We start from the raw sequence: 25,794 nt of genomic DNA on the forward strand, positions 1-25,794 counted from the left end.
TAACAACGAAGGATACCTGTACTGACGCGACTGTATGGGCTCCCTAGAAAAACGCGACGGTTCACCCAGTTGATCCGTGGGGAGCGGAACATCTTCATCATACGCGAGGCGTTTTTGCTTGCAAGTCTTGACTTCTACGATTTGCTGTCGGATGATGAATCTGTTCGTGCACATTGCACGTTTTCCCACGTTAACAGCTAATTCCACGCCATCTCAGTCTCGGCTCGATTGCCTCGCGTACCGCTCAGCTATATCTGGTATGACCGTGAGGATGGCACCCGCGCCGCGCCAGCGCAGCGCCAGTCGAGTATCATGGCAGAGATTCGGCCCCGCCCGACCGGACGGACGCCGCCCTGTGCACGCTCTCGACTCCCGGTGGTTGCCTCGCTATGAACCCGCTCGTGCCCTACATATGTCTTGCGGCCGCCGCGTTCGCGACTACCTATGTGCTGGTGCCCCTCGTGCGGCGCCTCGCCATCCGACTCGACGCGGTCGACTACCCCTCCAAACGGCGCGTTAACACACACCCCGTGCCCCGCATGGGAGGCCTCGCCATCTTTGGCGGACTCGTCGTGGCGTTCTTTCTGCAGGTCATCGGCACCTGGTACTGGGGCTGGCCGTCTGCGCTCATTCCACACCCGAGCATGGACATCAGCTATCCCCTACTCGCTGTGTCGTTTGTGCTCATCACCGCGGTCGGCGCCATCGACGATGTGGTCTCGCTTGCACCCAAGGTCAAGCTCGGCGGGCAGATCGTCGCCGCAGCGGTTGCGGCGGCCGGAGGCCTCGTGATCGGCGATATCGTCAACCCCTTCGTCCCTGGCACCTTTATCGACCTTGGATGGCTCGCCTACCCCATCACGGTCTTCTACCTCGTAGCCTTCGCTAACATCATCAACCTTATCGACGGGCTCGATGGCCTGGCAACGGGCATCTCGGCCATCGCCGCCTTTACGATGTTCACTTTTGCCTTCCTGCCCGGGCGCGTGGACGCCGCCTCGCTCGCCATCGCCCTCGTTGGCGGATGCCTCGCCTTTTTGCGCTACAACTTCCATCCCGCGAGCATCTTTTTGGGAGATGCCGGTTCGCTCATGCTCGGCTTTGCCCTTGGGATGGTCTCGCTCCTCTCGGTGAGCCGCACCGCCGCTCTCACCACCATCGTCATCCCGCTCATCGTGGCGGGCGTGCCCATCATCGACACCTTTGCCGCCATCGTCAGGCGCTTTAGGGCGCATGTGAGCATCGGCCAGGCCGACAAGGGCCACATCCAGCACCGCCTTATCGAAGAGGGCTTTGATCAGCGCCAAGCGGTGCTCCTCATCTACGCGTGGTGCATTTTGCTCTCCGTCGGTGCGCTCGTGATCAACCAGGTTTCTGTCGAGACGCGCGTGGTGATCTTCTGCGTGCTCTTTGTCGGCTCCGCTGTCTTTGCCATGCGCCTCCACCTCTTTGAGCCGGTGCTGCGCCACCATTACAACCCCAAGACGCATCGCGACGAGATCGTGACCAGCGACGACCCGGCCTTTACCGAGGCTGAGCAGGCCGAAGAGGCCGAGCGTGCCGAGCGGCGCGAGGAGCGCCGCAAAGAGATTCGGCGCATCCAAGAGCATCTGCGCGACCACAAGTGAGGCGACGCGCGCACCGTCGCGGGACCTTTCGCGCATGTCCTGGCGAGCTGCTACAATGGGCTGCGCCGGCGGCACGCCGGCACTCATCTGCCGCATACCCGCGCCCGCGCGGCGCTCCACCCCGGGAGGAAACCATGCCCAACGAACGCAGCTACGAAACCGCCCTGCGCCGCAGCGACGAGATCGCCGCCGACCTGCCCCAGCATCCCGAGAAGTACCGCATGCTCACCGGCGACCGTCCCACGGGACGCCTTCATCTGGGGCACTACTTCGGCACGATCAAGGGGCGCGTCGAGCTGCAGGACATGGGCGTCAACACCGCAATCCTCATTGCCGACTACCAGGTCATCACCGACCGCGACACCACCGAGCACATCCAAGACAACGTCTACAACATGGTCATGGACTACCTCGCCTGCGGCATCGACCCCGCAAAGACCATGATCTACGCGCACTCCGCGGTGCCGGCCGCCAACCAGCTCATGCTGCCCTTCCTCTCGCTCGTCTCGGAGGCTGAGCTCCAGCGCAACCCCACGGTCAAGGCCGAGATGGAGGCCTCGGGCCACGAGCTCACCGGTCTTTTGCTCACCTACCCGGTGCACCAGGCCTGCGACATCCTCTTCTGCAAGGGCAACGTGGTGCCCGTCGGCCGCGACCAGCTGCCACACATCGAGCTCACGCGCCTCATCGCCCGCAAGTTCAACAACCGCTACGGCAAGGTCTTTCCCGAGGTGGACGCGCTGCTCTCGTCCACGCCGCTGCTGCCCGGACTCGACGGCCGCAAGATGAGCAAGTCCTACGGCAACGCCATCTCCATCTCGATGACCGCCGAGGAGACCGCCAAGCGCATCAAGAAGAGCCAGACCGACTCCGAGCGCATGATTACCTTCGATCCCGAGCATCGCCCCGGCGTCTCGGGCCTGCTCTCCACGGCCGCCATCTGCACGGGCCGCGAGCCGGAGGAGATCGCCGCCGAGATTGGCATGGGCGGGTCCGGCGCGCTCAAGAAGTACGTGACCGAGGCCGTGAACAGCTACTTTGAGCCCATTCGCGAGCGTCGCCACCAGTTTGAGCAGGACCTGGATTACGTGAAGGACGTGCTCCACGAGGGCAACCGCCGCGCCAACGAGATTGCCGATGCCACGCTCAACGAGGTGCGCGAAGCGATGGGGATGGTCTATTAGTTCCGCGGTTCTTCCGTGGGTCATTTGGGGACGTGTTCCGTGTGACCCATTTTGAGGGCGGACGGTCCGCTTTGTCGCCAGAAAAAGTTAGGTACCCGGCCATTACACCAGCGGCAAATCGTGGGTGATTTTGCACCCGATTTGACGCTCATGTAATGACCGGGTACCTAACTATCAGGGTGGGAGAATGGGTCATTTGGGGACGTGTTCCATCTGACCCATTTCGCTCGGCAGGCGCCTTGGATTTTGCCGTGAGGTCCATCCCTGCCCCACTTCTCCCTATACTGATGGGTGACGTTGAACCCCCTTTTGAAAGGACGCTTTGATGTACCGCCTGATCGCCTCCGATATGGACGAGACCTTCCTCGGTGCCGGACATCGCCTGCCCGAAGCCAACGTCCACGCCCTCGAGCGCCTCCACGAGCTCGGCGTGCTCTTTGTCCCGAGTTCCGGCCGCCCCTACGGCTCCATTGTCGAGAGCTTCAACGGCGTTGACCCGCGCCTCTTGGAGAACACCTACGTCATCTCGTATAACGGTGGATTCATCAACCGCTTTGGCGACGAGAAGCCCCTCATCTCCACCACGCTCGACCGCAAGATCGCCGAGCGCATCTACGATATCGCCCTCGAGCGTCACCAGTGCGTGCACGCCTACACGCCGAGCGGGCGCATCCTCATCCAGTTTGCGCCTGAGTTTGAGCGGGAGCACATCCGCGGCATCTCGGGCGTGGAATACGTGGACGACGGCTGGCGCGATCTCGGATTTGTGGGCGACGAGGCAATCGTGAAGATGATTCTCATGGACCCGGACTTCGATGCCGTGAAGCGCCTTGGCGACGAGGTCATGGCCGAGTTCGCCGGCGAGCCGCTCGAGGTGACCTACTCCTCCAACCGCTACGCCGAGTGCATGCCCGCCGGCGTGAACAAGGGCACGGGCCTCGCTCATCTGGCGGAGCTGCTGGGGATCGACATGGCCGAGACCATCGGTGTGGGCGACTCGGCAAACGACCTCGCCATGATCCAGATGGCGGGACTCGGCGTGGGCGTGGCCAACTCCACCGACGACATCCGCCCCTTCTGCGATCTTATCCTCGACACCGACTGCGAGGCGGGCGCCTTTGAGGAGCTCGTGTCGCGCGTCATCGAGCCTGAGCACCGCTAAGGGCAGCCGGGGTCCGGCAGGGCCCGACCGGTAGCGCGCGCCTGCGCATCGACGAGCGTGCGATGCCCGGACGACCCCCCCCGGCAGCCCCTCCCCCAACCATCGCGCGACGCATCGCGCACACAGAGCGAGCCCCGCTTCTCGTTGCCGAGAGGCGGGGCTCGCTCCACCGTGATTCGTTCATCGCACAGAGGGGAGGGATGCGATGGAAACGGGACGGAGTTGGTTCTTTCATCGCCTGGTACCTGCTCCGTCGTTGAGTTAACTATAGCAAACTATTTGAGGTCGGCACCGAACCGCTCGGCGCTCCACGCTCTCTCCATAAGTTAGCCAACGTTTACATTTATACCGGCACGCCGCGGGCTGGCGCCGCTTGCTAGAATCAGCGTATCGGGCACCATCGCGGCAAGGGAGACGAGGGCATGGCAAATGAGGGGTTCTTTGAGCGGGTCTACGAGGTTGTAGAGCAGATCCCCGAGGGCATGGTCGCGACCTATGGACAGGTCGCCCGTCTGGTGGGCGAGCCGCGCAAGGCGCGCTTTGTGGGCTACGCGCTCCACAGCAATCCCCGTCCGGGCATCGTTCCCTGTCACCGCGTTGTCTTTGCCGACGGAAGCATCTGCGAGGGCTTTGCCTTTGGCGGCAAAGAGGTCCAGCGGGTCCTGCTCGAGGGCGAGGGCGTCGTGTTTGCAGATGACGACCATGTGGACCTCAGCGTCTCCCGCTGGCCCGCCGGGCTCGCCTGATTCCGAGGCTGTAGGGCGACAGCAGGCCATAGCCGCGTGGCGTCGGGGAAGGCCCCGGGTGTTCTCCGGCGCGAGTCGCAGCGCGAGGCCGAAGGCCGCCGAGCGCGGGAGCGTGCCCGGGCCCGTCCTCGACGCATGGGCAAGCGGACAGAGCGATTGGACTACACGAGCGCGGCGCCACCGAGTGCGATCGCGGACATCACCACCAGAAAACCGAGCGCATACGGCAGCACCGACCGCAGCAGCTCCGCGTCCTTGCCCGTTACGCGCACCGCGGCAAGCCCGATAGCGAGCGTTTGCGGCGAGAGCATCTTTCCTGCTGCCACGCCGAGCGAGTTGAGGGCGACCGTCCACGTGGGGTTAATGCCGAGGGCCTCGGCGGCCTCTGCCTGGACCTGGCCAAACAGCATGCCCGAGCTCGTGCCCGACCCGGTGACGAAGGTCCCCACCATGCCGATCCACGGGGCGATGAGCGGATAGAGCCCGCCCGCCACGCCGATGCAGAAGGCCGAGATGGCCGAGATCATCCCCGCGTACCCCATAACTTTGGCGCAACCGAGTACGGCGAGCATGGTGATGACCGTCGGGAGCATCTGGCGCACCGTGGCGGCAAAGACGCTCGCCATCTGCCGGGGCGACGCGCCCTGGATAAACCCGCCCACAAGGGCCGCCACCATGATGAGCACGCCGGGCGTGTTGACCCAGCTAAACGAAAGAGCGCCCGGGTTAGGACCCGCGTAAACCGTCACCGTGGACGAGAACGCGGCGAGCGCCTCGTGCACAGGCGGCACGAGCTGCGAGGTGCCGAGCAGCAGCACAAAGATGAGGATGAAGCACGACCACGCCCGCAGGGCAACCGGTAGAGTGAGCGGCTCGGCGGCGGTTGCAGCGGACGACGCGCCGGCAGAGGCGGAGGCACCCTCCCCGGGAAGCGCAGAGCTGCTCATCTGAAACGCCGGGTCGAGCTTGCCCGAGCGCTCGGCCACCCGCCCGAGCGCCGCGGTGACGCCGAGCGAGCAGATGCTCCCCACCACCACGGTGAGCTCGGGCCCCACCAGCGCCGCCACCGCGAGCGCGGGCAGCGTAAAGGAGAGCCCCGCCGCAAGCGCCACGCCCGCAACACCGCGCAGACGCGCCGAGACCGGCACCTTCTCCCCCGTCTGGCCGATGCCGCCCGCCACGAGCACGATGAGGAAGGGCGCCGCCATGAAGAACGGCGTGAGCTGCACCATCTGCGTAAAGGCGAGCGAGGTGGGACTGAGCCCCACCAGGTCGGCGAGCGAGACCGTGGGGATGCCGATGGAGCCGTAGGGCGTGGGCACCCCGTTGGCGAGCAGGCACATGAGGACCGCGGCAAGCGGCGGGTAGCCGAGCCCCGCAAGCATACCGGCGGGAATCGCCACCGCGGTGCCAAAGCCCGCCATGCCCTCCATAAAGCCGCCGAAGCACCAGGCCACAAGGAGCGCGAGGATGCGCCGGTCGCTCGACACCGAGCAGATCATCCGGCCGATGGTGTCCATGGCGCCCGTGCTCACGCACAGGTTGTAGGTAAAGACCGCCGCGATAATGACGATGACGATGGGCCAGAGCGCCATGAGAAAGCCCTCCAGAACAGCCGTCCCCACATAGGTGAGCGGCTGGTGCCACCACAGGACGGCAAGGAGGCAGGCGATGACGAGCGAGCCCAGCGCCGCGCGCCAGGCAGGCCACTTGAGAAGGAGCAGCACCGCCACGAGCCACAGGATCGGGGCGAGGGCGAGCACAAAGGAGAGGGCGTCCATACGAGGTTCCATCCGTCGAGGTGAAGCGCCGCGGGGCGCCGTCGAACAGCAGAAGGATAGCGCAGTTTGGTGCCCCGAGACATGGGTTCCCGAAACGCCGGGGCGTCCGAAGGCCCCCGCTGCGCTCGGCGGCCTTCGGCCTCGCTTCGCGACTCGCGCCGCGGGGGCCTGCGGACACCCGGGCGCACGTCCTTCAAGAGAGAGATGTCAACAAAAAGATACTCGTCGGCGCTCGGAGCGGAGTCGGACCCACCTCGATGAACAATCGTCGCAGTTCTACCGCTCGCGGCTTGGCGCGCGTGGTCGGCGCTATACTGGTGCGCCAGTCAAAACGCAAAGGAGCCCCGTGGCACGCCTTCCCTTTATGCAACCCGGGCACGAGCCCCATCATCGCCCTGCCCCTAAAGATGCCCAGCCTGCGGCCGATGCCGTGGCACCGCACTCCACAGCCGAACGCGCGCCGCGCCACCGCGAGGAGCCGCCGCTTGTCGCACGCATCGTCAACGACTGGTGGACGCGCCTCCTCGAGGCCGTCTACCAGGGCTCGCTCAGCAGCCAAGAGGAGCGCTACGACGCCCACCGCAGCGGGCGCGACTACCTCTGGAACACCCTCGGCACCACGAGCTGGGGCCTCACCTTTCCCTTCCTCACCGTCGTTGCCACGCAGCTCGCCGGCACCGAGCAGGCGGGCATGTTCTCGATGGCCTTCGTGGTGGGCACGCTGCTCATGATCGCCACCTACTACGGGGTGCGCACCTTCCAGGTCTCGGACCTCGACGAGGCGGTCTCCTTTGCCTCCTACCGCGTGCAGCGCTGGATCGTGGCGGCAATCGCGCTCGTCGTAGGCCTCCTCTACGGGGCGCTCCGCGGATACGACGCCTACATGATGACCATCTGCGCAGGAGTCTTTGTCTATAAGCTCATCGACGGCGTTGCCGACGTGTACGAGGGGCGCCTCCAGCAGGCCGACAAGCTCTACCTCGCCGGCATCTCGCAGACCGTCCGCTCCGTCGCTACGGTTGCCGCCTTTGCGCTCGCACTCTTCCTCATGCGGAGCCTCGCCGTCTCGGCCGTAGTCATGGCTATCGTGGCGGTCGCATCGCTCGTGCTCGTAACGCTGCCGCTCGCACTCCTCGAAACCGAGAAATCGCGACCTGCACGCGTCGACGAGGTTGCGGGGCTCTTTCGCCAGTGCTTCCCGCTCTTCTGCGCGCTCTTTCTCTTCAACCTCATCGAGAGCGTGCCCAAGTTTGTGATGGAGGGCGCGCTCGCCTACGACAACCAGCTCTACTTCAACGCGCTCTACTTCCCCGCACAGGGCATCCTCCTCACCGTGGGATCGCTCTACAAGCCGCAGCTCCGGCGACTCGCGAGCATCTGGGCGAGCCCGCGCCGGCGGCGGCGCTTCGACCTCATCATCGTCGCCGTGATGGGCGTGATCCTGGCGATCACCGTGGTCATGGCGCTTGTTATGCACTGGATCGGGCTCCCTGTCATGAGCGTGCTCTACGGGGTCGACTTTGGGCGGTTCTCGCTGCTCGCGACGCTCATGGTCGCAGCGGGCGGCGTTACGGCGGCGATCGACTTTCTCTATGCCATCATCACGGTGCTCAGGCGCCAAGAGGGCGTCATGCGGCTGTATCTCATAGCCACGGTGGCATCGTTTGCGCTCTCGTTTGTGCTCGTCAACTTCATCGGCCTCACGGGCGCCGTGGTGAGTTATCTGGGCACGATGGTGCTCTTGCTGGCGCTGCTCGTGCTCGAGTACGCGCACATCCGCCAGGCGATCGCCCGGGAGCGGAACCCGTTCTCGTAGGCGCGGCTCATAGCAGGTGCGGCGACACTCCCGCCGGCACAGGCGCAGCGATCACGCAACCGCGCCCCGTGCGACACACAGCCTTCTACTCGCCGCTCTTGATCGTGGCGTAGAACGTCTCGCCGTCGTCGAGACGCATGACCCCCACACGGCCCCGACCCGCACCGGCGGCGGCAGAGCAGTCGATGTCGATGCGGTCGGGCACGCCGCCCGTCTCGTCCGAGGCGCCCACGCGCACGATGCACCCGAGCCCCTCCTCCGTGGCGCCCGACGTCTCCGCACGGTCGGCATAGTAGTCGATATAGATCGAGGGCGTGTGCCCGGCTATCACCACCGGCCCCTGCCCGTCGGTGCCCACGAGCCCCGTAGGAGTCCCCCAGAACTCGGCGCGCGTCCACAGAAGCGTTTCGGGATCCTGATGGGCCATCATGGCGCGAAGCTCGTCCTCCGTCGCCTTGGCCGCGCCCGCGCCATCCGACACGTCAACACCCGCCGTGGCGAGAAAGCCGCGCGCCTCGAGCGCGTCGATTCCCGCGTGGACGAGAATCCAAAACCGCCCCGCGCACGAGACCACCTCAAAGAGCGGCAGCTGCCCGATCCAGTCAACAAGCTCGCGGCACGTGTCGGGCGCGAGGTGGTCGAGCCCCTCAGCCGTGGTGGAGCCGCCGTTCATGGCCCATACAAACCCGTCGATCTCACCTGTGGCGGTGAGCACATCGAGGAGCATGCACTCGTGGTTGCCCATGAGCACATGGGCGCCGGGGATGCTCCGCACGAGGTTGATAACGCCGATGGGGTCGGGCCCGCGGTCGACCATATCGCCGAGAACGTAAAGCTCGTCGTCCACGCCGAGTGCGGCAAGCTCGAGCGCGCGGTCGAGTGCCCGCACGTGCCCGTGGGCGTCGGATGTCACATAGATTGCCATGTGCGCCTCCCTGCCTGCCGCAACCCGAGCCCGCGGCAACGACGCCGCGAGGCCTCCGCCCCATTATACGACCCGCACCGGCGGGCACAGGCTCCACGCCCGCCAGCGGCAACGGTCACAAGGCCGGCACGGCGCCGTCACGCCAACGTCACAACCCGCCGGCAAGAAACGCCCGCGGCCGCGGCGCCGCACACGCCCGCTCCCGCCACGCGTCCGTCATGCCCTGCCCGTACATCCGCCTGCTCACGCCCGCCTCCCGGAGCCGCCTCACGCCGCGCAGAGCCTGCCGACCGCCCATCCCAGCGCGTTACCGCTCGGTTAACCACGAGGGCCCACCCCCGCCCTCCCTGCACGACGGAGGCGCTTCCGTTAGTATGCTGGGGTACGCTGCGGCCATGCGCCGCGCGACCGTACACCAACCGCCGGACGCACCCGGCACAAGGAGCCGTCATGGCACGAGTCTTCAACTTCTCTGCAGGGCCCTCGACCCTCCCCGAACCGGTCCTCGCCGAGGTCCAGTCCGAACTCCTCGAATACGGCGACACCGGCATGTCCGTCCTCGAGATGAGCCACCGATCGGCCGCCTACAGCCAGATCATCGAAGATGCCGAGACCACCCTCCGCCGGCTCGTGGGCATTCCCGATAACTACCGGGTGCTCTTTCTCCAGGGCGGCGCCACGCTGCAGTTTGCCGGCATCCCCATGAACCTCATGCGCACCGGGCGTGCGGGCTACCTCGTAACGGGCCTCTTCTCGCGCCTCGCCCAAGAGGAGGCCGAGAAGTACGGCACGGTGGAGGTGCTCGCCTCAAGCGAGGCCACCGGCCACGACCGTATCCCCGACCTCGGCCCCGTTGCCGAGCGCTGCCAGGCGGGCGACCTCGACTACGTCTACATCTGCCAGAACAACACCATCTACGGCACGCAGTACCGCGAGCTCCCCGACACAGGCGACGTGCCGCTCGTGGCCGACGTCTCGAGCTGCTTTCTCATGCAGCCGCTCGATGTCACGCGCTACGGGCTCGTCTACGCGGGCGCTCAGAAGAACGCCGGCTGCGCGGGCACCACGGTGGTCATCGTGCGCGACGACCTCGTGGGCGAAGGTCCCGCCTGCCCGCTCACGCCCTCGTATATGAGCTACCGGCGCCAGGCGGACGCCCACTCGATGATGAACACCCCCAACACCTTTGGCATCTACCTCTCGGGCAAGGTCTTTCGCTGGGCAGAGCAGGAAGGCGGGCTCGAGGCGCTCGAGCGCCGCAACCGCGAGAAGGCGCGCATCCTCTACGACTTCCTCGACCGCAGTCGCGTCTTTCACCCGCACGCGCAACCCTCCTCCCGCTCGATTGCCAACGTCACCTTCCGCTGCGACACCGCCGAGCTCGACAACGCCTTTATCGCGGGCGCCCGGGAGCGCGGCATCGAGGGCGTGAAGGCGCACCGATCAACGGGCGGCATGCGCGCGAGCATCTACAACGCCGTCTCGCTCGAGGCGGTGCAGGCGCTCGCCGCCTACATGGAGGAGTTTGAGCAGGCGCACCGATCGTAGCAGGGGAGCTTTTCGAATCCCCCTCCCCCGCAGCGCGCTCCGCCCAGGCCACCCTCACCGAAAGGACCCCTCATCATGCGCTATATCAAGACTATCGACGACATCACCAAAGACGGCACCGTGGAGTTTGGCGCCGGGTACGGCTTTGTGGACGACGCGGCCGAGGCCGACGCCATCCTCATGCGCTCCACCGACCTCCACGGTTACGACCTGCCCACCTCCGTCCGCGCCATCGCGCGCTGCGGCGCGGGCGTCAACAACATCCCCATCGAGGAGTACGCCCGCCGCGGCGTGGTGGTCTTTAACTCACCGGGCGCCAACGCCAACGCGGTGAAGGAGATGGTGCTCTGCATGATGATCCTCTCGAGTCGCGGGATCGTGCAGTCGATGGACTGGGTGCGCGCGCACGAGGCGGACCCCGATATCATGGTCGCAGCCGAACACGCTAAGAAGGCGTTCGTGGGGCGCGAGCTCAAGGGCAAGCGCGTGGGCGTCATCGGCCTGGGCAACGTGGGGTCCAAGGTGGCCAACGCCTGCGTTACGCTCGGGATGGACGTCTTTGGCTACGATCCCTTTATCTCGGTCGAACACGCCTGGGAGCTCAGCCGCGACGTGCAGCGCGTGGGCACGCTCGAGGACCTCTGCCGCAACTGCGACTACCTCACGCTCCACGTGCCGAGCAAGGCCGACACCGTGCACATGATCGGCGCCGAGCAGCTCGACCTCCTCGCGCCGGACGCGGTGCTCATCAACTTTGCGCGCGAGACCATCGTGGACGAGGAGGCCGTCGACGCCGCCCTGCGCGCAGGGCGCCTCGCGTGGTTTGCCACCGACTTTGCCACCCCGGCAACCGTCAAGATGCCGCGGACCTTTATCACCACGCACTCCGGGGCGGGCACGGAGGAGGCCGAGGCCAACTGCGCCGACATGGCCATCTCCGAGCTCAAGGACTACCTCGAGAACGGCAACATCGCCCACTCCGTCAACTACCCCTCCTGCTCAATGGGCAAGGCCCGCGCCGCGAGCCGCGTGGCCTGCCTGCACGCCAACGTCCCCAACATGATCGGCCAAATCACGGCCATCCTTGCGCACGACAACGCCAACGTGCAGCGCATGGTCAACGAGAGCGCCGGCGAGAACGCCTACACCATGTTCGACACCGACGAGCATCTGGAGCAGTCGACGATCGAAGAGCTCCGCAAGATCCCGGCCGTCTACCGCGTGCGCGTGATCAAGTAGGGGCACGCTCCCGGCTGACCGGGTTCCCGGCGCAAAACGACGCGGCAGCGGCGCAAGGTCTGGCGTGCGCAAAGACGCGGGCAGCGGCGCATCAGGAGCGCGTAAGGGATGCGGCCGCGTGTCGCGCCCGCACGTTGCCCCACCAGCCCCAACGCTACAATGGTGCTCATCTGCCGGACGTGCGGACGCATGCCCGTCCGGTGCACCCAACCCGAGAGGACACCCATGAAGGTTCTACCGTTCCCCTGCATTCGCCCCGTGCCCGAGCGGGCCGCGGAGGTCGCTGCACTCCCCTACGACGTCTTCGATCGTGCGGAGGCCGCCGCCTACGTGAGCGAGCACCCGCTCTCCTTCCTCGGCATCGATCGCCCCGAGACCCAGTTTGCGCCCGAGCAGGACATGTACGCGCCCGAGGTCTACGCGCGCGGCGCCGAGCTTCTGCAGGAGCGCATCGACGAGGGTATCTACCAAGAAGACCCCTCCATGAGCTACTTCCTGTACGAGCTCACCCAAGATGGGCGCACCCAGACGGGCGTGGTCGGGGTCTGCTCGGTGGCCGACTACGACGCGGGCACCATCAAGCGCCACGAGAACACCCGTGCCGAGAAGGAGCGCGACCGCATCGAGCACATCCGCGCACTCGGCTGCCAGACGGGGCCGATCTTTCTGACCTACCGCGACGAGCCGGTGCTCTCCTTTATCCTCGCCACGGTCAAGAGCGGCTCGCCCCTCTACGACTTCACCGACGAGGAGGGCGTGCGCCAGCGCGTCTGGGAGGTGCGCCGCCCCGAGAGCGTCGACGCCATCCGCGAGATGTTCGGGCGCGTCCCCTGCGCCTACATCGCCGACGGGCACCACCGCGCCGCCTCGGCCATGCGCGTGGCGCACGAGATGCGCGCCGCGGCCGAGGAGGCCGGCACCTACACCGGCAAGGAGCCCTTCAACTACTTCCTCGCGGTGCTCTTTCCCGCAAGCGAGCTCACCATCCTCCCCTACAACCGCGTCGTGGCGGACCGTGCGGGCCGCTCCGTCGAGGAGCTGCTCGCCGAGGTGAGGGACGCGGGGTTTGAGGTTGCCGAGGTCGAGGGCGCCATCGAGCCCGCCGTACCCGGCGAGATGGGCATGTTCACCGGCGGGCACTGGCACCGCCTTGCGCTGGGCCCCGAGCTTGCCGAGGCGGTGCGTGAAGCCGACCCCGTGAGCGCGCTCGACGTGTCCGTGCTCCAAGACCGCATACTCGGCCCCATCCTCCAGATCGACGACCCGCGCGAGGACCCGCGCATCGCCTTTGTGGGCGGCATCCGCGGCACCGAAGAGCTCGAGCGCCGCGCCGGAACGGAAGGCGTTGCCTTCTCCATGCATGCCACGGGCATCGACCAGCTGCTCGCCGTAGCCGACGCCGGTCTCCTCATGCCGCCCAAATCAACCTGGTTTGAGCCCAAACTGAGAAGCGGCCTCTTCATCCACCGCATCGCCCCCAAGGCCTAAGGAACCAGCAGGCAGTAGGTAGCGGGCGCGCCGGCGCCGCATCATGGGCCAGTTGGGGACGTGCCCGTCCTGCACCATTTTTGAAAATGGTGCAGGACGGGCACGTCCCCAACTGACCCATTTTCAAGTGAGTCAAAAAAGCGCGAGTGAAACGAGCGCGACACCCCAGAAACCCCGCAAGCATGTCTCCTCTAGGGATTTGACCCGCTATCTACCTTTTTCTCCTCCCCCGCATAAGCGGCGCAAGCGCCGGGGGTTAAACGGCGAGGGGCCGGCTGTACCTGAAGCGTGTTTCCCGCAGGCGATTTCATCGGCACGATGAAATCGCCGAGGACCACACGCGAAAGGTACTGCCGGCCCCTCGCCGTTTAACCCCCGACCCGGGAGCTCAGACGTTTACGCAACCCCTGCGTTGGCGCTCTCGATCGCCGAGTTCGTGGAGTTCACCGCCGTCTCGATGGCCGCATCCACGTCGCCGCCGTTAAAGACCGACTCGAGCGCAGTCTCGAGGTCGGTGCGCAGCTGCGGGAGCTGCGAGCAGAGGGGGCCTGCGGTGATGTTGTTCACCTTGGAGTTGCGCAGCTGGTTGGCCGAAACCTCGAGCTGCGGGTACTCGGTGTAGATCTTGGAGAGCGTGTCGGTCTCGTAGGCGCCGGTGCTGATCGGGAAGTATCCGGTATCGCCCGCCCAGGTGGCCTGAACGTCGGCCGAGGTGGCGTAGGCGCAGAACTCCATCACGCCGCGTGCCACGTCATCCGAAAGCCCCGCCGAGATGCAGAGCGCGCCGCCACCGGCGTAGATGCCCTCGGCCTCCGTACCCTCCGACACGGGCAGAAAGCCGATCGAGACCTCAAAGTCAGCCGCGTCGATGATCTGGCGCGCCGTGGCCGAGGTGTCGATGTAGATGGCGCACTGGCGCTGCGAAAAGCCGCTGATCGCATCGTCCTCGGAGCTGAAGGGCGTGAGCTGCCCCGCATCGTTGAGCGACTTGACCCAGTCGAAGAGCACCTTAATCTGATCCTGGTAGGCAACCTCGGTGCAGCGCTCCTTACGGCCGTTCTCGTTGTTGACCACGTACCCGCCCATGTTGGTGACCATCTGGTCCATAGCGTAGCCGTAGGCAAAGAGCCCGACCGGCGTCACGTCGCTCGCGGCGGCGATCTGCTCGGCCGCGGCGGTGAGCCCCTCAAAGGTGGTCGGGAGCTCCGTCACGCCCGCCTCGGTGAGCACGTCCTGGTTGTAGTAGACAACCGGGCAGGAGGAGTTGAACGGCATCGCGTACATCGAGCTGTCGTAGGTGTAGAAGTTCACGGCCTGCTCGAGGAGGTCGGAATCGTCGAAGTCGGTCTGCTCGATGAGGTCGGAGACGTTGGCGACGAGCCCGGAGTCGATCATCGACTGCAGGTTCTGCTCACCGATCTGCACGATCGCCGGAGCGCCCGAGCCGCCGGCCATGTTGAAGAAGCTACCAGTGGACTCATCGTAGCTGCCCTGGTACTCGGACTGCACCTCAAACTCGTCGGACTGCTCGTTGAAGCCGTCGACGATCTTCTGGAGGGCGTCACCGCGCGAGCCGTCCATGGAGTTCCACAGCAGGATGACGGTCTTGCCGTTCTCGGTGGTTGTGGTGTCGCCACCGCCCGAGCAGCCGGCGAGCGCCGTGGCCGCCAGGCCGAGACCGGCCAGCGAGAGGAAGGAGCGACGGGAGAGATTGGTTGCTTTCATGCATGTTCCTTTCTGTGTCTGGTATACCGAGCGCATGCGGAGGGCCGGGCGCTACTTGAGCGCGCCCTTGGTCATGCCCTCCTGCAGGCGCTTCTGGCCAAAGAAGATGAGCGCGAGCGTGGGGATCGAGGTGATCACGGCGCCGGCAGCCATCATGCCGAAGTCGCTCATGCCCTCGCTGGAGTTGAGGGTGCGCAGGCCGATCTGCACCGTACGGGCGGTGTCGTTGGTGGTGGAGATGAGCGGCCACAGGTAGGCGTTCCACGTCACCAGGAAGAAGTAGATGGCGAGCGTCACCGTGGTGTTCTTGACCATGGGCACCACCACGCGGATGAAGAACTGGAAGCGCGAGAGCCCTGCGACGTCGGAGGCCTCCTTGAGCTCGCCGGGGATCTGCATCATGTTCTGGCGGTAGAGGAAGATGCCAAAGGTGGTGGCCACGCCGGGCAGGATGAGGCCCGCATAGGTGTCAATGAGCCCCATGGCGCGGATGGTCTGGAAGTTGGTGACCACGAGCACCTCGGCCGGGATCATCATCGTCGCCATGATCACGAGGAAGATGATGCGCTTGCCGCCAAAGGGGATGAAGACGAGTGCATAGGCCGCGAGCATGGAGAAGACGATCTGCAGCGCCGTACCCACGATGCCCACCACAAACGAGTTGACGATAAACTGCGCGAAGGGCTGTGCCTCAAACGCGTTGACGTAGTTCTCGAGATAGAGCGACGTGGGAATGTAGATGCCGTTGATGATGTCGGACAGCGGCGTGAAGGAGAGCGAGAACGAGAAGAGCACGGGGAACCCGACGACCACGGCGGCCACGATGAGCACCGCGTACATGGCGATGAGGCCCGTCCGGCTGGTGCGGCGGCCTATGCCGGCCACACGGGTCTTACGCTTGGTGAAAGGCATCATTGGTAGGTCACCTTGCTCTCGGTCAGCTTGTTCTGGATATAGGAGATCGCGAAGATCACGATGAAGAGGATCACGCCTTGGGCCGATGCCGACCCGATGCGGAAGTTCACGAAGGCGTCGCGGTACAGACGGTAGATGAGCAGCACCGTGGCGTTGTTGGGACCGCCCTGGGTAAGCATGTCGATGAGGCCGAACGACTGGAAGGCGCTGATGAGCGTGACCGTCAGCACGAAGAACAGCGACGGCGAGATGAGCGGCACCGTGACCCGGCGCAGGCGGTACCAAAAGCCGCCGCCCACGATGTCGACGCTCTCGTAGTAGGAGTCGTCGATGCTCTTGATGGCGCCGAGCAGGATCAGGTAGGCCATGCCGAGGTTCATCCAGATCGAGATGATCGAGACCGACACGAGCGCGAAGTTCTGGTCGATGAGCCAGCCCACGCCCTCACCGCCAAAGAACTCGATGATGCGGTTGAGCACGCCGGAGTTGGCGTTGAACAGAAGGTTCCAGAAAACCGCGGCCGCAGCGACGGAGATACCCATGGTGGCCGAGAAGATCGTGCGGAAGATGCCCATGCCCGGCAGGTCCTGCGCGGTGAGAACCGCGAGGAGCAGGGCGATCACAATGGTCAGGGGCACCGTGAGCACCACGTAGATGAGTGTGTTGGCGATCGCCTGGGTGTAGAGCGGGTCGGTGAAGAGCGTGATGAAGTTCGACAACCCGATGAACTGGGTCAGCCCGCCCGCCGGAGTGGTGGCGAAGAAGCTCGTGATGATCGTGCGGGCGAACGGGTAGATGACAAAGATCGCGAAGATGGCGATCGACGGCAGCAGGTAGACCCAACCGGCGAGCGAGCGCTTGCCGCCGGGCGCCTCCTTGGGGGGCACCGCAACCGCAGCGGCGCCGGCAGCCTCCGCGCCCGCCAGGGAGCGCTTGGAACGCAAAGCCATGTGCGCCACCCCCTTACGCCATCGGGGCGGCCGGCGCCGCCTCCATACGGGCGGCGAGCGACTCATCCACCACGGAGGTGCTGCGCGCACCCTGCTCGTCGAGATCCTCGGCCGCACGCACGAGCGCCCCGGTGTTGACGTCAAAGAAGTGCGCGTACCGCGGGTCGAGGCTCACGCGGAGCGCAGCGCCCGTCTCCACGCGGTGCTGGCCCTGCCAGCGCGCGGTGAAGAGCTCCGAGCCCACGTTGAAGAAGATGAGGGTCTCGTTGCCCATCATCTCGGAGCTCACCACGGAAACGTCGACCTGGTGCACGCTCGTGGCCGTGGCCGGGTAGACCTGCTCGGGACGGAAGCCCACCTTCCAGCGAGTGCCGGCTGGGAGCTTGGCGCGGTCCTCGGCGGAAAGCGGCACCACCACGTCGTCGTTGAGGACGAGCCCCTCGGGCTGGACCTCGGCGATAGCCATGTTCATCTGCGGCGTGCCGATGAAGGTCGCCACAAACTCGTTGGCGGGGTGATTGTAGAGCTCGAGCGGGGTACCGAGCTGCTGAATGCGCCCGTTGGAGAGCACCGCGATGCGGTCGCCCATGGTCATGGCCTCGACCTGGTCGTGCGTGACGTAGACCACGGTGAGCCCGAGGCGCTGCTGCAGACGGCGAATCTCGACGCGCATGGAGGCGCGGAGCTTGGCGTCGAGGTTGGAGAGCGGCTCGTCCATGAGGCACAGAGGCGCCTGGCTGCAGACGCTGCGGGCGAGCGCGACGCGCTGGCGCTGGCCGCCGGAGAGCGCGCGCGGCTTGCGGTCGAGGTAGTCGGTGAGGCCCAGGAGCTCAGCGGCCTCGGCGAGACGGCGCTCCTGCTCGTCCTTGGCGACCTTCTTGACGTCGAGGCCGAAGAGGATGTTGTCGCGGACCGACAGGTGCGGATAGAGCGCGTAGCTCTGGAACACCATGGTGAGGTTGCGGTCCTTGGGGAGCATCTCGTTGGCGAGCTTGCCGTCCATGATGAGCTCGCCGGCGCTCACGCCCTCGAGGCCGGCGATGATGCGCAGAAGCGTCGACTTGCCGCAGCCCGAGGGGCCGACGAGGATGAAGAACTCGCCTTCCTGAATCTCGAGATTGATGCCGGCAAGCACCTCGGTCTTGCCGTCATAGCTCTTCTTGAGGTCCTTGCATACGATCTTTGCCATAACCATCTCCTCTGTGCGTGCTTGGCGTCTAGGCCCGGGCCGCCGGGGCAAACCCGTAGAAGTGCAGGGTGTTGAGGTCATCCTCACGGTCAGAACCGTGCTGGCCGTGGCCGTTGTCGGCGATGTGGACACCGTGGTCGGGCAGCCACGCCACCATGCGGTCGTGATGGGCCCACGCAGTGCGGGCGAGTCCGGCGAGCTCGCCGAAAGCGGCGATGTGGTGCTCGAGCGCCTCGAGGGCGCGCTTGGACTCGGGGTAGGTGGCGTGCATCACATCGTCGAACTCCTGGTTGTAGACCACGACGACATCGTGCTCGTCGGCGTCGATGAGCTCGCGCGCCTTTGCGTTGACATCTCCGTCGTAGGGCAGGATGAACCGGTCGATCGCACGGTCGGAGAAGAGGATGTCGAAGCTCGAGTCGGCGACCGCCACGAGGGCCACGCGCTTACCGGCGCGCACAAGCGCGTCGAAGAGCGAGTCCTGGGCGAGAATGTGCTTGTCGTAGCACTCGATACCGTGCACGTGCGGGGTCACGCCCGTGAACATGGTGCCGAAGCAGACCGGGGTGACGGAGGGAAGCATGGTGCGCACGGGCAGCGCCACGGGCGCCTCGGCGAGCACGGGCGCGTACCAGGAGGTGTAGCGCTGGTAGAGCCACAGTGCCACCGCGTCGGGGCAGAAGAGCAGCGCGCGCTCGACGCGCTCGACGCCGCGAGCGCGCATGAAATCGCCCACCAGCGGGTAGGCGGGCTCGGCCTCGGCGGGCGGCTCGACGCCGAGGCACGCGGCGATGCTCGCGGCAACCTGGGTCATGGAGCAGTCGTTCAGCATGGGTCTTGAATCTCCTTTCGCAGCTCAAACACTCGCTATGGTGAAGCGTGCGTGTCATGGCTGCGTAAAAGCGGCGTCACGGGTCGCGCGCGCCACGTAAAGGTTGCGCACGGCATACGCCAGCCCGGAGCGGCCGCTGGCAAGGAGAATTAGGTTTGTGAACTGGGGGGTTACGTTAGTTAAGAAACGGTAAGCACGACAGTGGGGCGGAGGGGGTCCGCCGGGTCTGGACCCACGGCCCTTCGCCGGGCTCGAGGTCGCGGCCCTTCGCCGGGTTTGGGCTGACTGCCCTGCACCGGGTCCGCGCATGCCACCGCCGCAGTTTCGCACCTAAGGTGGCGTTGCGGCCGCCTTAGGTAACAAAACGCGGCAACGGTGAGCGTACCGTCCATGGCTGCCGCATTTTGTAACCTAAGGCCGCGTTTGAGCCCTCTTGGATGACAATCTGCGGCAACGACGATTTAGCTGCTCACCGCTACCGCAGTTTCGCACCTAAGTATGGGTCAAACGGAGCACGTCCCCAAATGACCCATTGACGATCTGCGGCGCAATAGAGGCGCATCTGTGCATTGCACCGCAGATTGTCAATCGAACCGCGCTGTCGCGTCCCTTGTTTGACAATCTGCAGTAGAACAAAATCGGCGCGCCGAATGTTGCCGCAGATAGTCAATCGGAGCACCACGACGGCCCGTTTATTTGACAAACTGCAGCAGAACCGAAGCGCCGCTTGCCAATGCCGCACACCAATGGGTCAAACGGAACACGTCCCCAAATGACCCATTACGCGCCAAGGGCCATGAGGACGAGCCCCGCCACGACACCCACCACATAGAGGAGCCCGAGGATCACCAGGTTCTCGCGGAGACTCCGGTTGGTGCGGAAGAGCACGAGAAAGCCCGTGCCAGCGCCCACGAGGGTTCCGGCGATCATCGCGCCAAACGAGAGAACGCCTTCGAGGTAGAGCTGGGTCACCACGACGCTTGCCGCACAGTTGGGGATGAGCCCCACGAGCGCGGCGGCAAAGACCGAGAGCGCCTCGTTAGTGCCGAGCATCGTGGCGAGCGCGCCCTCGCCCACCGTCTCGAGCACGGCCACGAGCACGAGCGTCACCACATAGATAAAGACCGTGACCTGCAGCGTGTGCGAAAGCGCACTCCTCACGACCGAGAACGCCATGCCCTTGGCGCGCACATGGTCGTGACCGTGCCCGTGGCAACCGTGAGCATGATCATGGTCGCCATGATCGTGCGCGTGCACAGCGGCATCGTCGTCGCAACCGCAATGATCGCGCTCGCAAAGCCGATGGATGTAATCGGCGCCCTCGCCTGCCTCGGCAAGCTCGTCAATGAGGTCGGGCTCCGCCGCGGCACCGGCACCATGCTCCGCGCGCGGACCAAAGACCCCGCGTCGAACGGCCGCGTGCGCACGGACGTTTCTGCGCAAGGCGCGGAGCGCAGCATCTGCCGCAAGGCCCACAACGGCCGCGATGAGCGCCTTGATGAGCAGGATCTTCACCACAAGCGCCACATCGACCTGCTCGGCGAGGAGCAGGGGCAGCATCTCGTCGGAGGTAGAGAGAAAGACCGCCACGAGCGTGCCGAGCGTGATGACACGCCCGGCGTAGAGCGTCGCGCCCATGGCCGAGAAACCGCACTGGGGCACGATGCCCAGAAGCGCGCCCACCACGGGACCGGCCGCGCCGGCGCGCCGCACGAGCGCGTTCACCCGTTCCCCCGCCGTATGCTCCAAAAGCTCGAGCACCAGATAGGTCACAAAGAGAAACGGCACGAGCGGCAGCGTGTCCTCAAAGCTGTGAATCACGATATGTTCCAGGAGCTCCATGGGCCTCAGACCCCTTCATAGGCAAACGGGACGGCAGGCCCCGAGCGATGCGATTGCGCGCCGAGGCGCCCCGCACGCACAACACAAGCGCACGAAAACCGCCCAGCTAACGAGCGGCCATCATACCACGATGAGTTTCCTACGGAAAACTCTACGCCCCCTTCCCCACCAATCGTCGCAACAACTACAATAAGCTCTCTGTATTTGACCTGCCATCCTTCGGTGGCAGCACAAGGGCCGTCGGAGCGTCCGCCGCGTACCCCGCAGCGAGTTTCCCGCAGGTCGTTCGAGCAAAGCTCGAACGACCGAGGACCACGAGCAAAAGGATGCCCACGCGCCGCATCGACGGCCCGATCAGGGCAGCAACGACGAAAGGATCCCCCTTGAAGGTCCAGGACGCACTCGACTACGCGAACTCCTACTACTTCCCCGAGCTCATCTTTGGCAGCGGCTACGAGGTCATGGAAGCCGAGCGTCAAAAGGGCGAGGACGCCATGAAGACCCTCGACACCGACTGGCGCGCGGCAGACGAGCCCGCCTACTCCTACGACCTGGTGCGCGAGCTCGGCGACCGCAACCGCGCCCTCTGCGACGCCATCGGCGAGGCGCGCCTGCGCAACGTCTCGAGCGGCTTTCTCTCACGCAGCCTCTCCGACGACGACCTCTGCGCAGGCATCGGCGCCATCCAGAAGCGCTCGGCGGCCTCGGTTGCCCGCGAGGTCCGCGGCGACCGCAACGCCTACGCCGTCGCCTACGTGCGCAAGCCCATCAAGGGCACCATCCTCGGCATCGACATCGAGACCACCGGCACCGCGCCCGAGCGCGGCTACATCCTCAACGTCGGCTGGGAACTCATGGACCTTACGAGCGATGCCGTCCCGCGCGACGGGCAGGCGGAGTTCTTTGGCATCCCCGAAGACCCGTACAAGACCGCCGGCGTGCCGCTCGAGAACATCCACCACATCACCTGGGCTGACATCGAGGGTAAGACGCCCTTCCGCGAGAACAAGAAGCTCCAGGCCCAGCTCCTCAAGCTCATGAAGCGCTACCCCATCATGGCGCACAACGCGGCGTTTGAGGACTCGTGGTTCATGCTGCACCTCGACGGATACGCCGAGGCGCGCCGCGAGGGAAAGATCGCGGTCGTGGACTCGCGTGACATCTGCCGCAAGCTCGACAGCGAGGTTGCGTCGCTACCCCGCGAGTCGGCGCCGGCGAGCCTCGAGAATTGGGCGCGCCGCCGCGGTACGCTCTCGGCCGACGAGGCGGAGCAGCACCTCGGCCTCGACGACACCGACCTCATGCTCCGCACGGTGCAGGCCGAGTTCAACCTTAAGAACATGTTTGCCAAATAGCATGTAACAGTGGGGACAGGTTGATTTGTCACGTGACAGACCAACCTGTCCCCATTGTCAGCGGGATGGAGACGACCATGCGCGACCACGATCGCATTGACCATACGGGCCAGCAGCGGCCCCATATGCGCCGAGCACCGCGACCCCAAGGGGCTCCCACGCCCGGCAACACGGCAGCGCCCCGGCACCGCGCCAGCACCCAGGCAGCCGGCGGCACGCCGCGCCCCGGCGCACATCGGGCACCCGCCGCGCACGGCACCGCGCCTCGGAGCGCCCGCGCCGCCCAAACCGGTCGCACGACCCACCCCGGCAGCGCCGCCCAGACCGGCCGCGCCTCCCATGCCGCCGGCCGGCGCACCGCCGCAGTGCCGCGTCGCGCGCCCCGGCCCCGCAAGCGCCGCTCGCTTGCACCCCTTGCCATCGGCATCGCCGCGCTCGTAGCCATCGTGCTCGTTGGCTGGGGTGCCGTAACGGCCCTCGGGAGTCTCTTTGGGGGCGCTCCGGCCGCCACCCATGACGACAACCTCGCCACCATCGAGGAGACGGCTACCGATCCCGGTGATATTGTCATCGGCCTCAACGGCGACGCGGATACCAAGGTGCTCGTGGGCGAGGACTACCTCGAGGGTGGCGCGCACGCAGCCGAGCCCACCGACGGCATCCTCACGCCCAAGATCAAAACCTCGGGCTCGGTCGACACCTCCAAGCCCGGCAAGTACGAGGTCACCTACACCGTGAGCGACTCCGCCGGCCACACTGCCACGGCCACGCGCACCGTGCACGTGGTTGAGGAGATGGACGCACAGACGGGCGACATCCCCGTCCTCATGTACCACTACGTCTACACCGCGGACGCCCCGCCCGAGAACCTCAACGGCAACTACATCCTCAACACCGATCTCGAGGCGCAGCTCGCCTACCTTACCGAGAACGACTACTACTTCCCGTCGTTCCCCGAGGTGCGGGCGTTTCTTGAGGGCACGCACACCCTCCCCGCAAACAGCATCGTCCTCACCTTTGACGACGGCGAGCTGGGCTTTTTGACCTGCGGCGTCGAAATGCTCGAGAAGTACCAGGTGCCCGCCACGTCTTTTATCATCGCCTCGCAGGAGGACGCCACGGCCAAGATGGTCGAGCACGCGAGCCCCTACGTCTCGTACGAGTCGCACTCCTTCAACATGCACCGCGCCGGCGGAACGGTCGGGCACGGCGGGGTCGTGAGCGCACTCTCGCGCGACGAGATCGTCGCCGACCTTAAGCAGGCCGAAGAGCTCGTGGGCTCGAGCCAGGCGTTTGCCTACCCCTATGGCGACACCACCGCCGACGCCCTCGCCGCGGTGGACGAAGCGGGCATTCTCTGCGCCTTTACCACCGAGAACCGCCGCTGCGAGGTGGGCGATGACGTACGGGCGCTCCCCCGCGTGCGCATCTCGGGCGACTACTCGCTCGACGGGTTCAAGAACCTCGTGAGCTAGCCGCAGCCGCGGGGCGCCGCATGGCAAAGGGAACAGGTTGAATTGTCACGCGTCAACATAACCTGTCCCCATTGTCGCGCGGCCGCATTGGAAACATTCCGTTACGGGCCGGGTACCTCTGCGGAGTGCCCGGCTTTTCTGTTAGCATCACCACATCTGACCCACCCCCCGACCGCACGAAAAGGAACCACCATGTCGATGAACTTCAAGCGCCTGCTGCCCATCCCCAAGGACATCCGCGAGGAGATGCCGCTCTCCGACGAGATGCGCGCCAAGAAGGTCGCGTTTGACGCCGAGGTGGCTCGCGTCTTTACCGGCGAGGACTCGCGCAAGGTGCTCATCATCGGCCCCTGCTCGGCCGACCGCGAGGACTCCGTGCTCGACTACATGACGCGCCTTGCTGCCATCGCCGAGGAGGTCCGCGAGAAGATCCTGATCATCCCGCGCGTCTACACCAACAAGCCGCGCACCAAGGGCACGGGCTACAAAGGCCTTCTGCACAACCCCGACCCCGAGGCGCCCGACGACCTGCTCGAGGGCGTTAAGGCCATCCGCCGGATGCACCTGCGCGTCATCGAGGAGACGGGCATGTTCACCGCCGACGAGATGCTCTACCCCACGAACTTCCAGTACCTCATCGACCTGCTCTCGTATGTGGCCGTGGGCGCCCGCTCGGTTGAGAACCAGGAGCACCGCCTCGTGGCCTCGGGCGTGTCGGTACCCGTGGGCATGAAGAACCCCACCGCCGGCTCCACGAGCGTCATGCTCAACTCCATCTACGCCGCACAGGCCGAGCAGTCGTTCATCTACCGCAACTGGGAGGTCGAGACCCCGGGCAACCCGCTCGCGCACGCCGTGCTGCGCGGCTACATCGGCCTCGACGGGCGCACCTACCCCAACTACCACTACGAGCACCTCGAGCGCCTGGCGCAGAACTACACGCCCGAGAAGTACGCCAACCCGGCCGTCATCGTGGACTGTAACCACGACAACTCGGGCAAGCGGCCGCTTGAGCAGCTGCGCATCTGCAAGGAGGTGCTCGACTCGTGCCGCCGCAACGAGGCGATCCGCGGCCTGGTGAAGGGCTTTATGGTGGAGAGCTACCTCGAGGACGGCAACCAGCCGGTCGACGGCGGGGTCTACGGCAAGTCGATCACCGACCCGTGCCTCGGCTGGGCAAAGACCGCGCAACTCATCCTGGACCTCGCCGACCGCGCTTAAGACACGCCCGACCGCTCGGACATCAAGGCACTACCTGTGGCCTCGTCGCCATCGCCCAGCGCGATGCCGGCGAGGCCGCGCTCGGTAAGCGCACAGGCAAGCGAGACGACGTCGTCAATAGCGCGCGTATCACCGTCTTCTAGCCAGTCGCGCATGAGCGCGAGCATACCACCCAAAACGAAGGCGAGGGCAGGCTCGCGGATATCGTCTGCGATGATGCCCGCGATGAGGCCGCGGTCCACGATCTGGCGCTCAAAGGGCGCGCGCAGGCGTTCGTAAAGCACCTCGGTGGGAACGTGCTCGAAAAATCCGCGCTCGCGCGCCATGTTCGCACTGAGGTTGCCCGCAAGCGCGCGGAAGAAGGCGTGCAGCATCTCGGGAGCGGCGTCGGTGCGGCCGTTCGCGGCGCAGGTACGCTCCACCTCATCGAGCACGCGCGCGGCAAAGTCCCAGGCGATAGCGTCCAACAACCCGGAGATGCTCCCATAGTGCTGATAAAACGTCTTGCGGTCGACGTCTGCGCGCTGCGCGATTGCGCTCACGGTAATCTTGTCGAGCGGGCGCTCGGCAAGCAGTTGCTCAAACGCCTGGACGATGGCACGGCGACTCCGCACCACGCGCCGGTCCTGCCTCGCGGCACCTCTTGCATCTGCACTCATCCCCATAGCGCGCTCCTTTGTCCCAAAACCCACAGACGGGGTCACTCCATTGCATAGACACCGTTAATTATTCCACAAGTGTTGCTTAATCTCTCTTTGGGTATTATTGCTGCC

20 protein-coding genes are annotated in these 25,794 nt (G+C 65.6%); 11 read left to right on the plus strand and 9 right to left on the minus strand.

Annotated features, from left to right (window positions below; all coding sequences use genetic code 11):
- The first annotated feature begins 389 nt into the window (after nt 1-389).
- From B5G20_RS06860 to B5G20_RS06875, 4 genes are all read left to right on the plus strand, one after another.
- Nucleotides 390-1,628: an MraY family glycosyltransferase gene (locus B5G20_RS06860; protein WP_087356138.1), complete on the plus strand. Its 1,239-nt coding sequence runs from the start codon at nt 390-392 to the stop codon at nt 1,626-1,628.
- A gap of 134 nt (nt 1,629-1,762) precedes the next feature.
- Entirely contained in the window at nt 1,763-2,812 is a 1,050-nt protein-coding gene (gene trpS / locus B5G20_RS06865) for a tryptophan--tRNA ligase (protein WP_087356140.1), read from the plus strand.
- 325 nt (nt 2,813-3,137) lie between these two features.
- Nucleotides 3,138-3,974 (plus strand): HAD family hydrolase, encoded by an 837-nt coding sequence (locus tag B5G20_RS06870; protein WP_087356142.1) that lies wholly within the window; start codon nt 3,138-3,140, stop codon nt 3,972-3,974.
- Nucleotides 3,975-4,396: 422 nt separating this feature from the next.
- The gene (locus B5G20_RS06875) at nt 4,397-4,720 is read left to right on the plus strand and encodes an MGMT family protein (RefSeq protein WP_087356144.1); all 324 of its coding nucleotides are present in this window, start codon (nt 4,397-4,399) and stop codon (nt 4,718-4,720) included.
- Nucleotides 4,721-4,881: 161 nt separating this feature from the next.
- Here the strand turns inward: B5G20_RS06875 and B5G20_RS06880 are convergent, their stop codons facing one another.
- Nucleotides 4,882-6,501, minus strand: coding sequence for an L-lactate permease (locus B5G20_RS06880; RefSeq protein ID WP_087356146.1), 1,620 nt, complete (start codon nt 6,499-6,501; stop codon nt 4,882-4,884).
- A 346-nt stretch (nt 6,502-6,847) separates the two neighbouring features.
- Here B5G20_RS06880 and B5G20_RS06885 point away from each other — a divergent pair, with 346 nt between their 5' ends.
- The gene (locus tag B5G20_RS06885; RefSeq protein ID WP_239286913.1) at nt 6,848-8,317 is read left to right on the plus strand and encodes a lipopolysaccharide biosynthesis protein; all 1,470 of its coding nucleotides are present in this window, start codon (nt 6,848-6,850) and stop codon (nt 8,315-8,317) included.
- 85 nt (nt 8,318-8,402) lie between these two features.
- On the opposite strand, the gene B5G20_RS06890 is transcribed toward B5G20_RS06885, so the two are convergent.
- On the minus strand, nt 8,403-9,242 hold the full coding sequence (locus tag B5G20_RS06890) for a metallophosphoesterase (protein ID WP_087356148.1): 840 nt from the start codon (nt 9,240-9,242) through the stop codon (nt 8,403-8,405).
- A gap of 450 nt (nt 9,243-9,692) precedes the next feature.
- On the opposite strand from B5G20_RS06890, the gene serC reads away from it, so the two are divergent.
- From serC to B5G20_RS06905, 3 genes are all read left to right on the plus strand, one after another.
- Entirely contained in the window at nt 9,693-10,790 is a 1,098-nt protein-coding gene (serC, locus tag B5G20_RS06895) for a 3-phosphoserine/phosphohydroxythreonine transaminase (protein ID WP_087356150.1), read from the plus strand.
- A gap of 75 nt (nt 10,791-10,865) precedes the next feature.
- Entirely contained in the window at nt 10,866-12,029 is a 1,164-nt protein-coding gene (locus tag B5G20_RS06900) for a phosphoglycerate dehydrogenase (RefSeq protein WP_087356152.1), read from the plus strand.
- A 225-nt stretch (nt 12,030-12,254) separates the two neighbouring features.
- Nucleotides 12,255-13,517, plus strand: a complete 1,263-nt coding sequence (locus tag B5G20_RS06905; RefSeq protein ID WP_087356154.1) for a DUF1015 domain-containing protein — start codon at nt 12,255-12,257, stop codon at nt 13,515-13,517.
- A 396-nt stretch (nt 13,518-13,913) separates the two neighbouring features.
- Here the strand turns inward: B5G20_RS06905 and B5G20_RS06910 are convergent, their stop codons facing one another.
- The 6 genes from B5G20_RS06910 to B5G20_RS06935 all read right to left on the minus strand — a co-directional run bounded on the left by B5G20_RS06910 (nt 13,914) and on the right by B5G20_RS06935 (nt 20,970).
- Nucleotides 13,914-15,242, minus strand: coding sequence for a substrate-binding domain-containing protein (locus B5G20_RS06910; RefSeq protein WP_158094417.1), 1,329 nt, complete (start codon nt 15,240-15,242; stop codon nt 13,914-13,916).
- Nucleotides 15,243-15,293: 51 nt separating this feature from the next.
- Nucleotides 15,294-16,154 (minus strand): carbohydrate ABC transporter permease, encoded by an 861-nt coding sequence (locus B5G20_RS06915; RefSeq protein ID WP_204207700.1) that lies wholly within the window; start codon nt 16,152-16,154, stop codon nt 15,294-15,296.
- On the minus strand, nt 16,154-17,107 hold the full coding sequence (locus tag B5G20_RS06920) for a sugar ABC transporter permease (protein ID WP_087356157.1): 954 nt from the start codon (nt 17,105-17,107) through the stop codon (nt 16,154-16,156). Before B5G20_RS06920 ends, B5G20_RS06915 begins: the two co-directional genes overlap by 1 nt.
- Nucleotides 17,108-17,120: 13 nt before the next feature.
- A complete protein-coding gene (gene ugpC / locus B5G20_RS06925) occupies nt 17,121-18,296 on the minus strand; it encodes a sn-glycerol-3-phosphate ABC transporter ATP-binding protein UgpC (protein WP_087356158.1) in 1,176 nt (391 codons plus the stop codon).
- A gap of 28 nt (nt 18,297-18,324) precedes the next feature.
- Nucleotides 18,325-19,128, minus strand: coding sequence for a hypothetical protein (locus B5G20_RS06930; RefSeq protein WP_087356159.1), 804 nt, complete (start codon nt 19,126-19,128; stop codon nt 18,325-18,327).
- 780 nt (nt 19,129-19,908) lie between these two features.
- Complete coding sequence (locus B5G20_RS06935) at nt 19,909-20,970, minus strand: putative manganese transporter (RefSeq protein ID WP_087356161.1); 1,062 nt, start codon at nt 20,968-20,970, stop codon at nt 19,909-19,911.
- A 383-nt stretch (nt 20,971-21,353) separates the two neighbouring features.
- On the opposite strand from B5G20_RS06935, the gene B5G20_RS06940 reads away from it, so the two are divergent.
- The 3 genes from B5G20_RS06940 (at nt 21,354) to B5G20_RS06950 (ending at nt 25,021) form a co-directional block, all read left to right on the plus strand.
- Nucleotides 21,354-22,325 (plus strand): DNA polymerase III subunit epsilon, encoded by a 972-nt coding sequence (locus B5G20_RS06940; RefSeq protein ID WP_087356164.1) that lies wholly within the window; start codon nt 21,354-21,356, stop codon nt 22,323-22,325.
- Between the two features lie 125 nt (nt 22,326-22,450).
- Nucleotides 22,451-23,800, plus strand: a complete 1,350-nt coding sequence (locus B5G20_RS06945) for an immunoglobulin-like domain-containing protein (RefSeq protein ID WP_204207703.1) — start codon at nt 22,451-22,453, stop codon at nt 23,798-23,800.
- A 192-nt stretch (nt 23,801-23,992) separates the two neighbouring features.
- A complete protein-coding gene (locus B5G20_RS06950) occupies nt 23,993-25,021 on the plus strand; it encodes a 3-deoxy-7-phosphoheptulonate synthase (protein WP_087356167.1) in 1,029 nt (342 codons plus the stop codon).
- On the opposite strand, the gene B5G20_RS06955 is transcribed toward B5G20_RS06950, so the two are convergent.
- Entirely contained in the window at nt 25,018-25,686 is a 669-nt protein-coding gene (locus B5G20_RS06955) for a TetR/AcrR family transcriptional regulator (protein WP_087356169.1), read from the minus strand. The two genes, B5G20_RS06950 and B5G20_RS06955, sit on opposite strands and share 4 nt — an antisense overlap.
- Between the last annotated feature and the right edge of the window lie 108 nt (nt 25,687-25,794).

The sequence above is a fragment of the Collinsella sp. An7 genome, from assembly GCF_002159335.1.
Classification (GTDB): Bacteria; Actinomycetota; Coriobacteriia; order Coriobacteriales; family Coriobacteriaceae; genus Coprousia.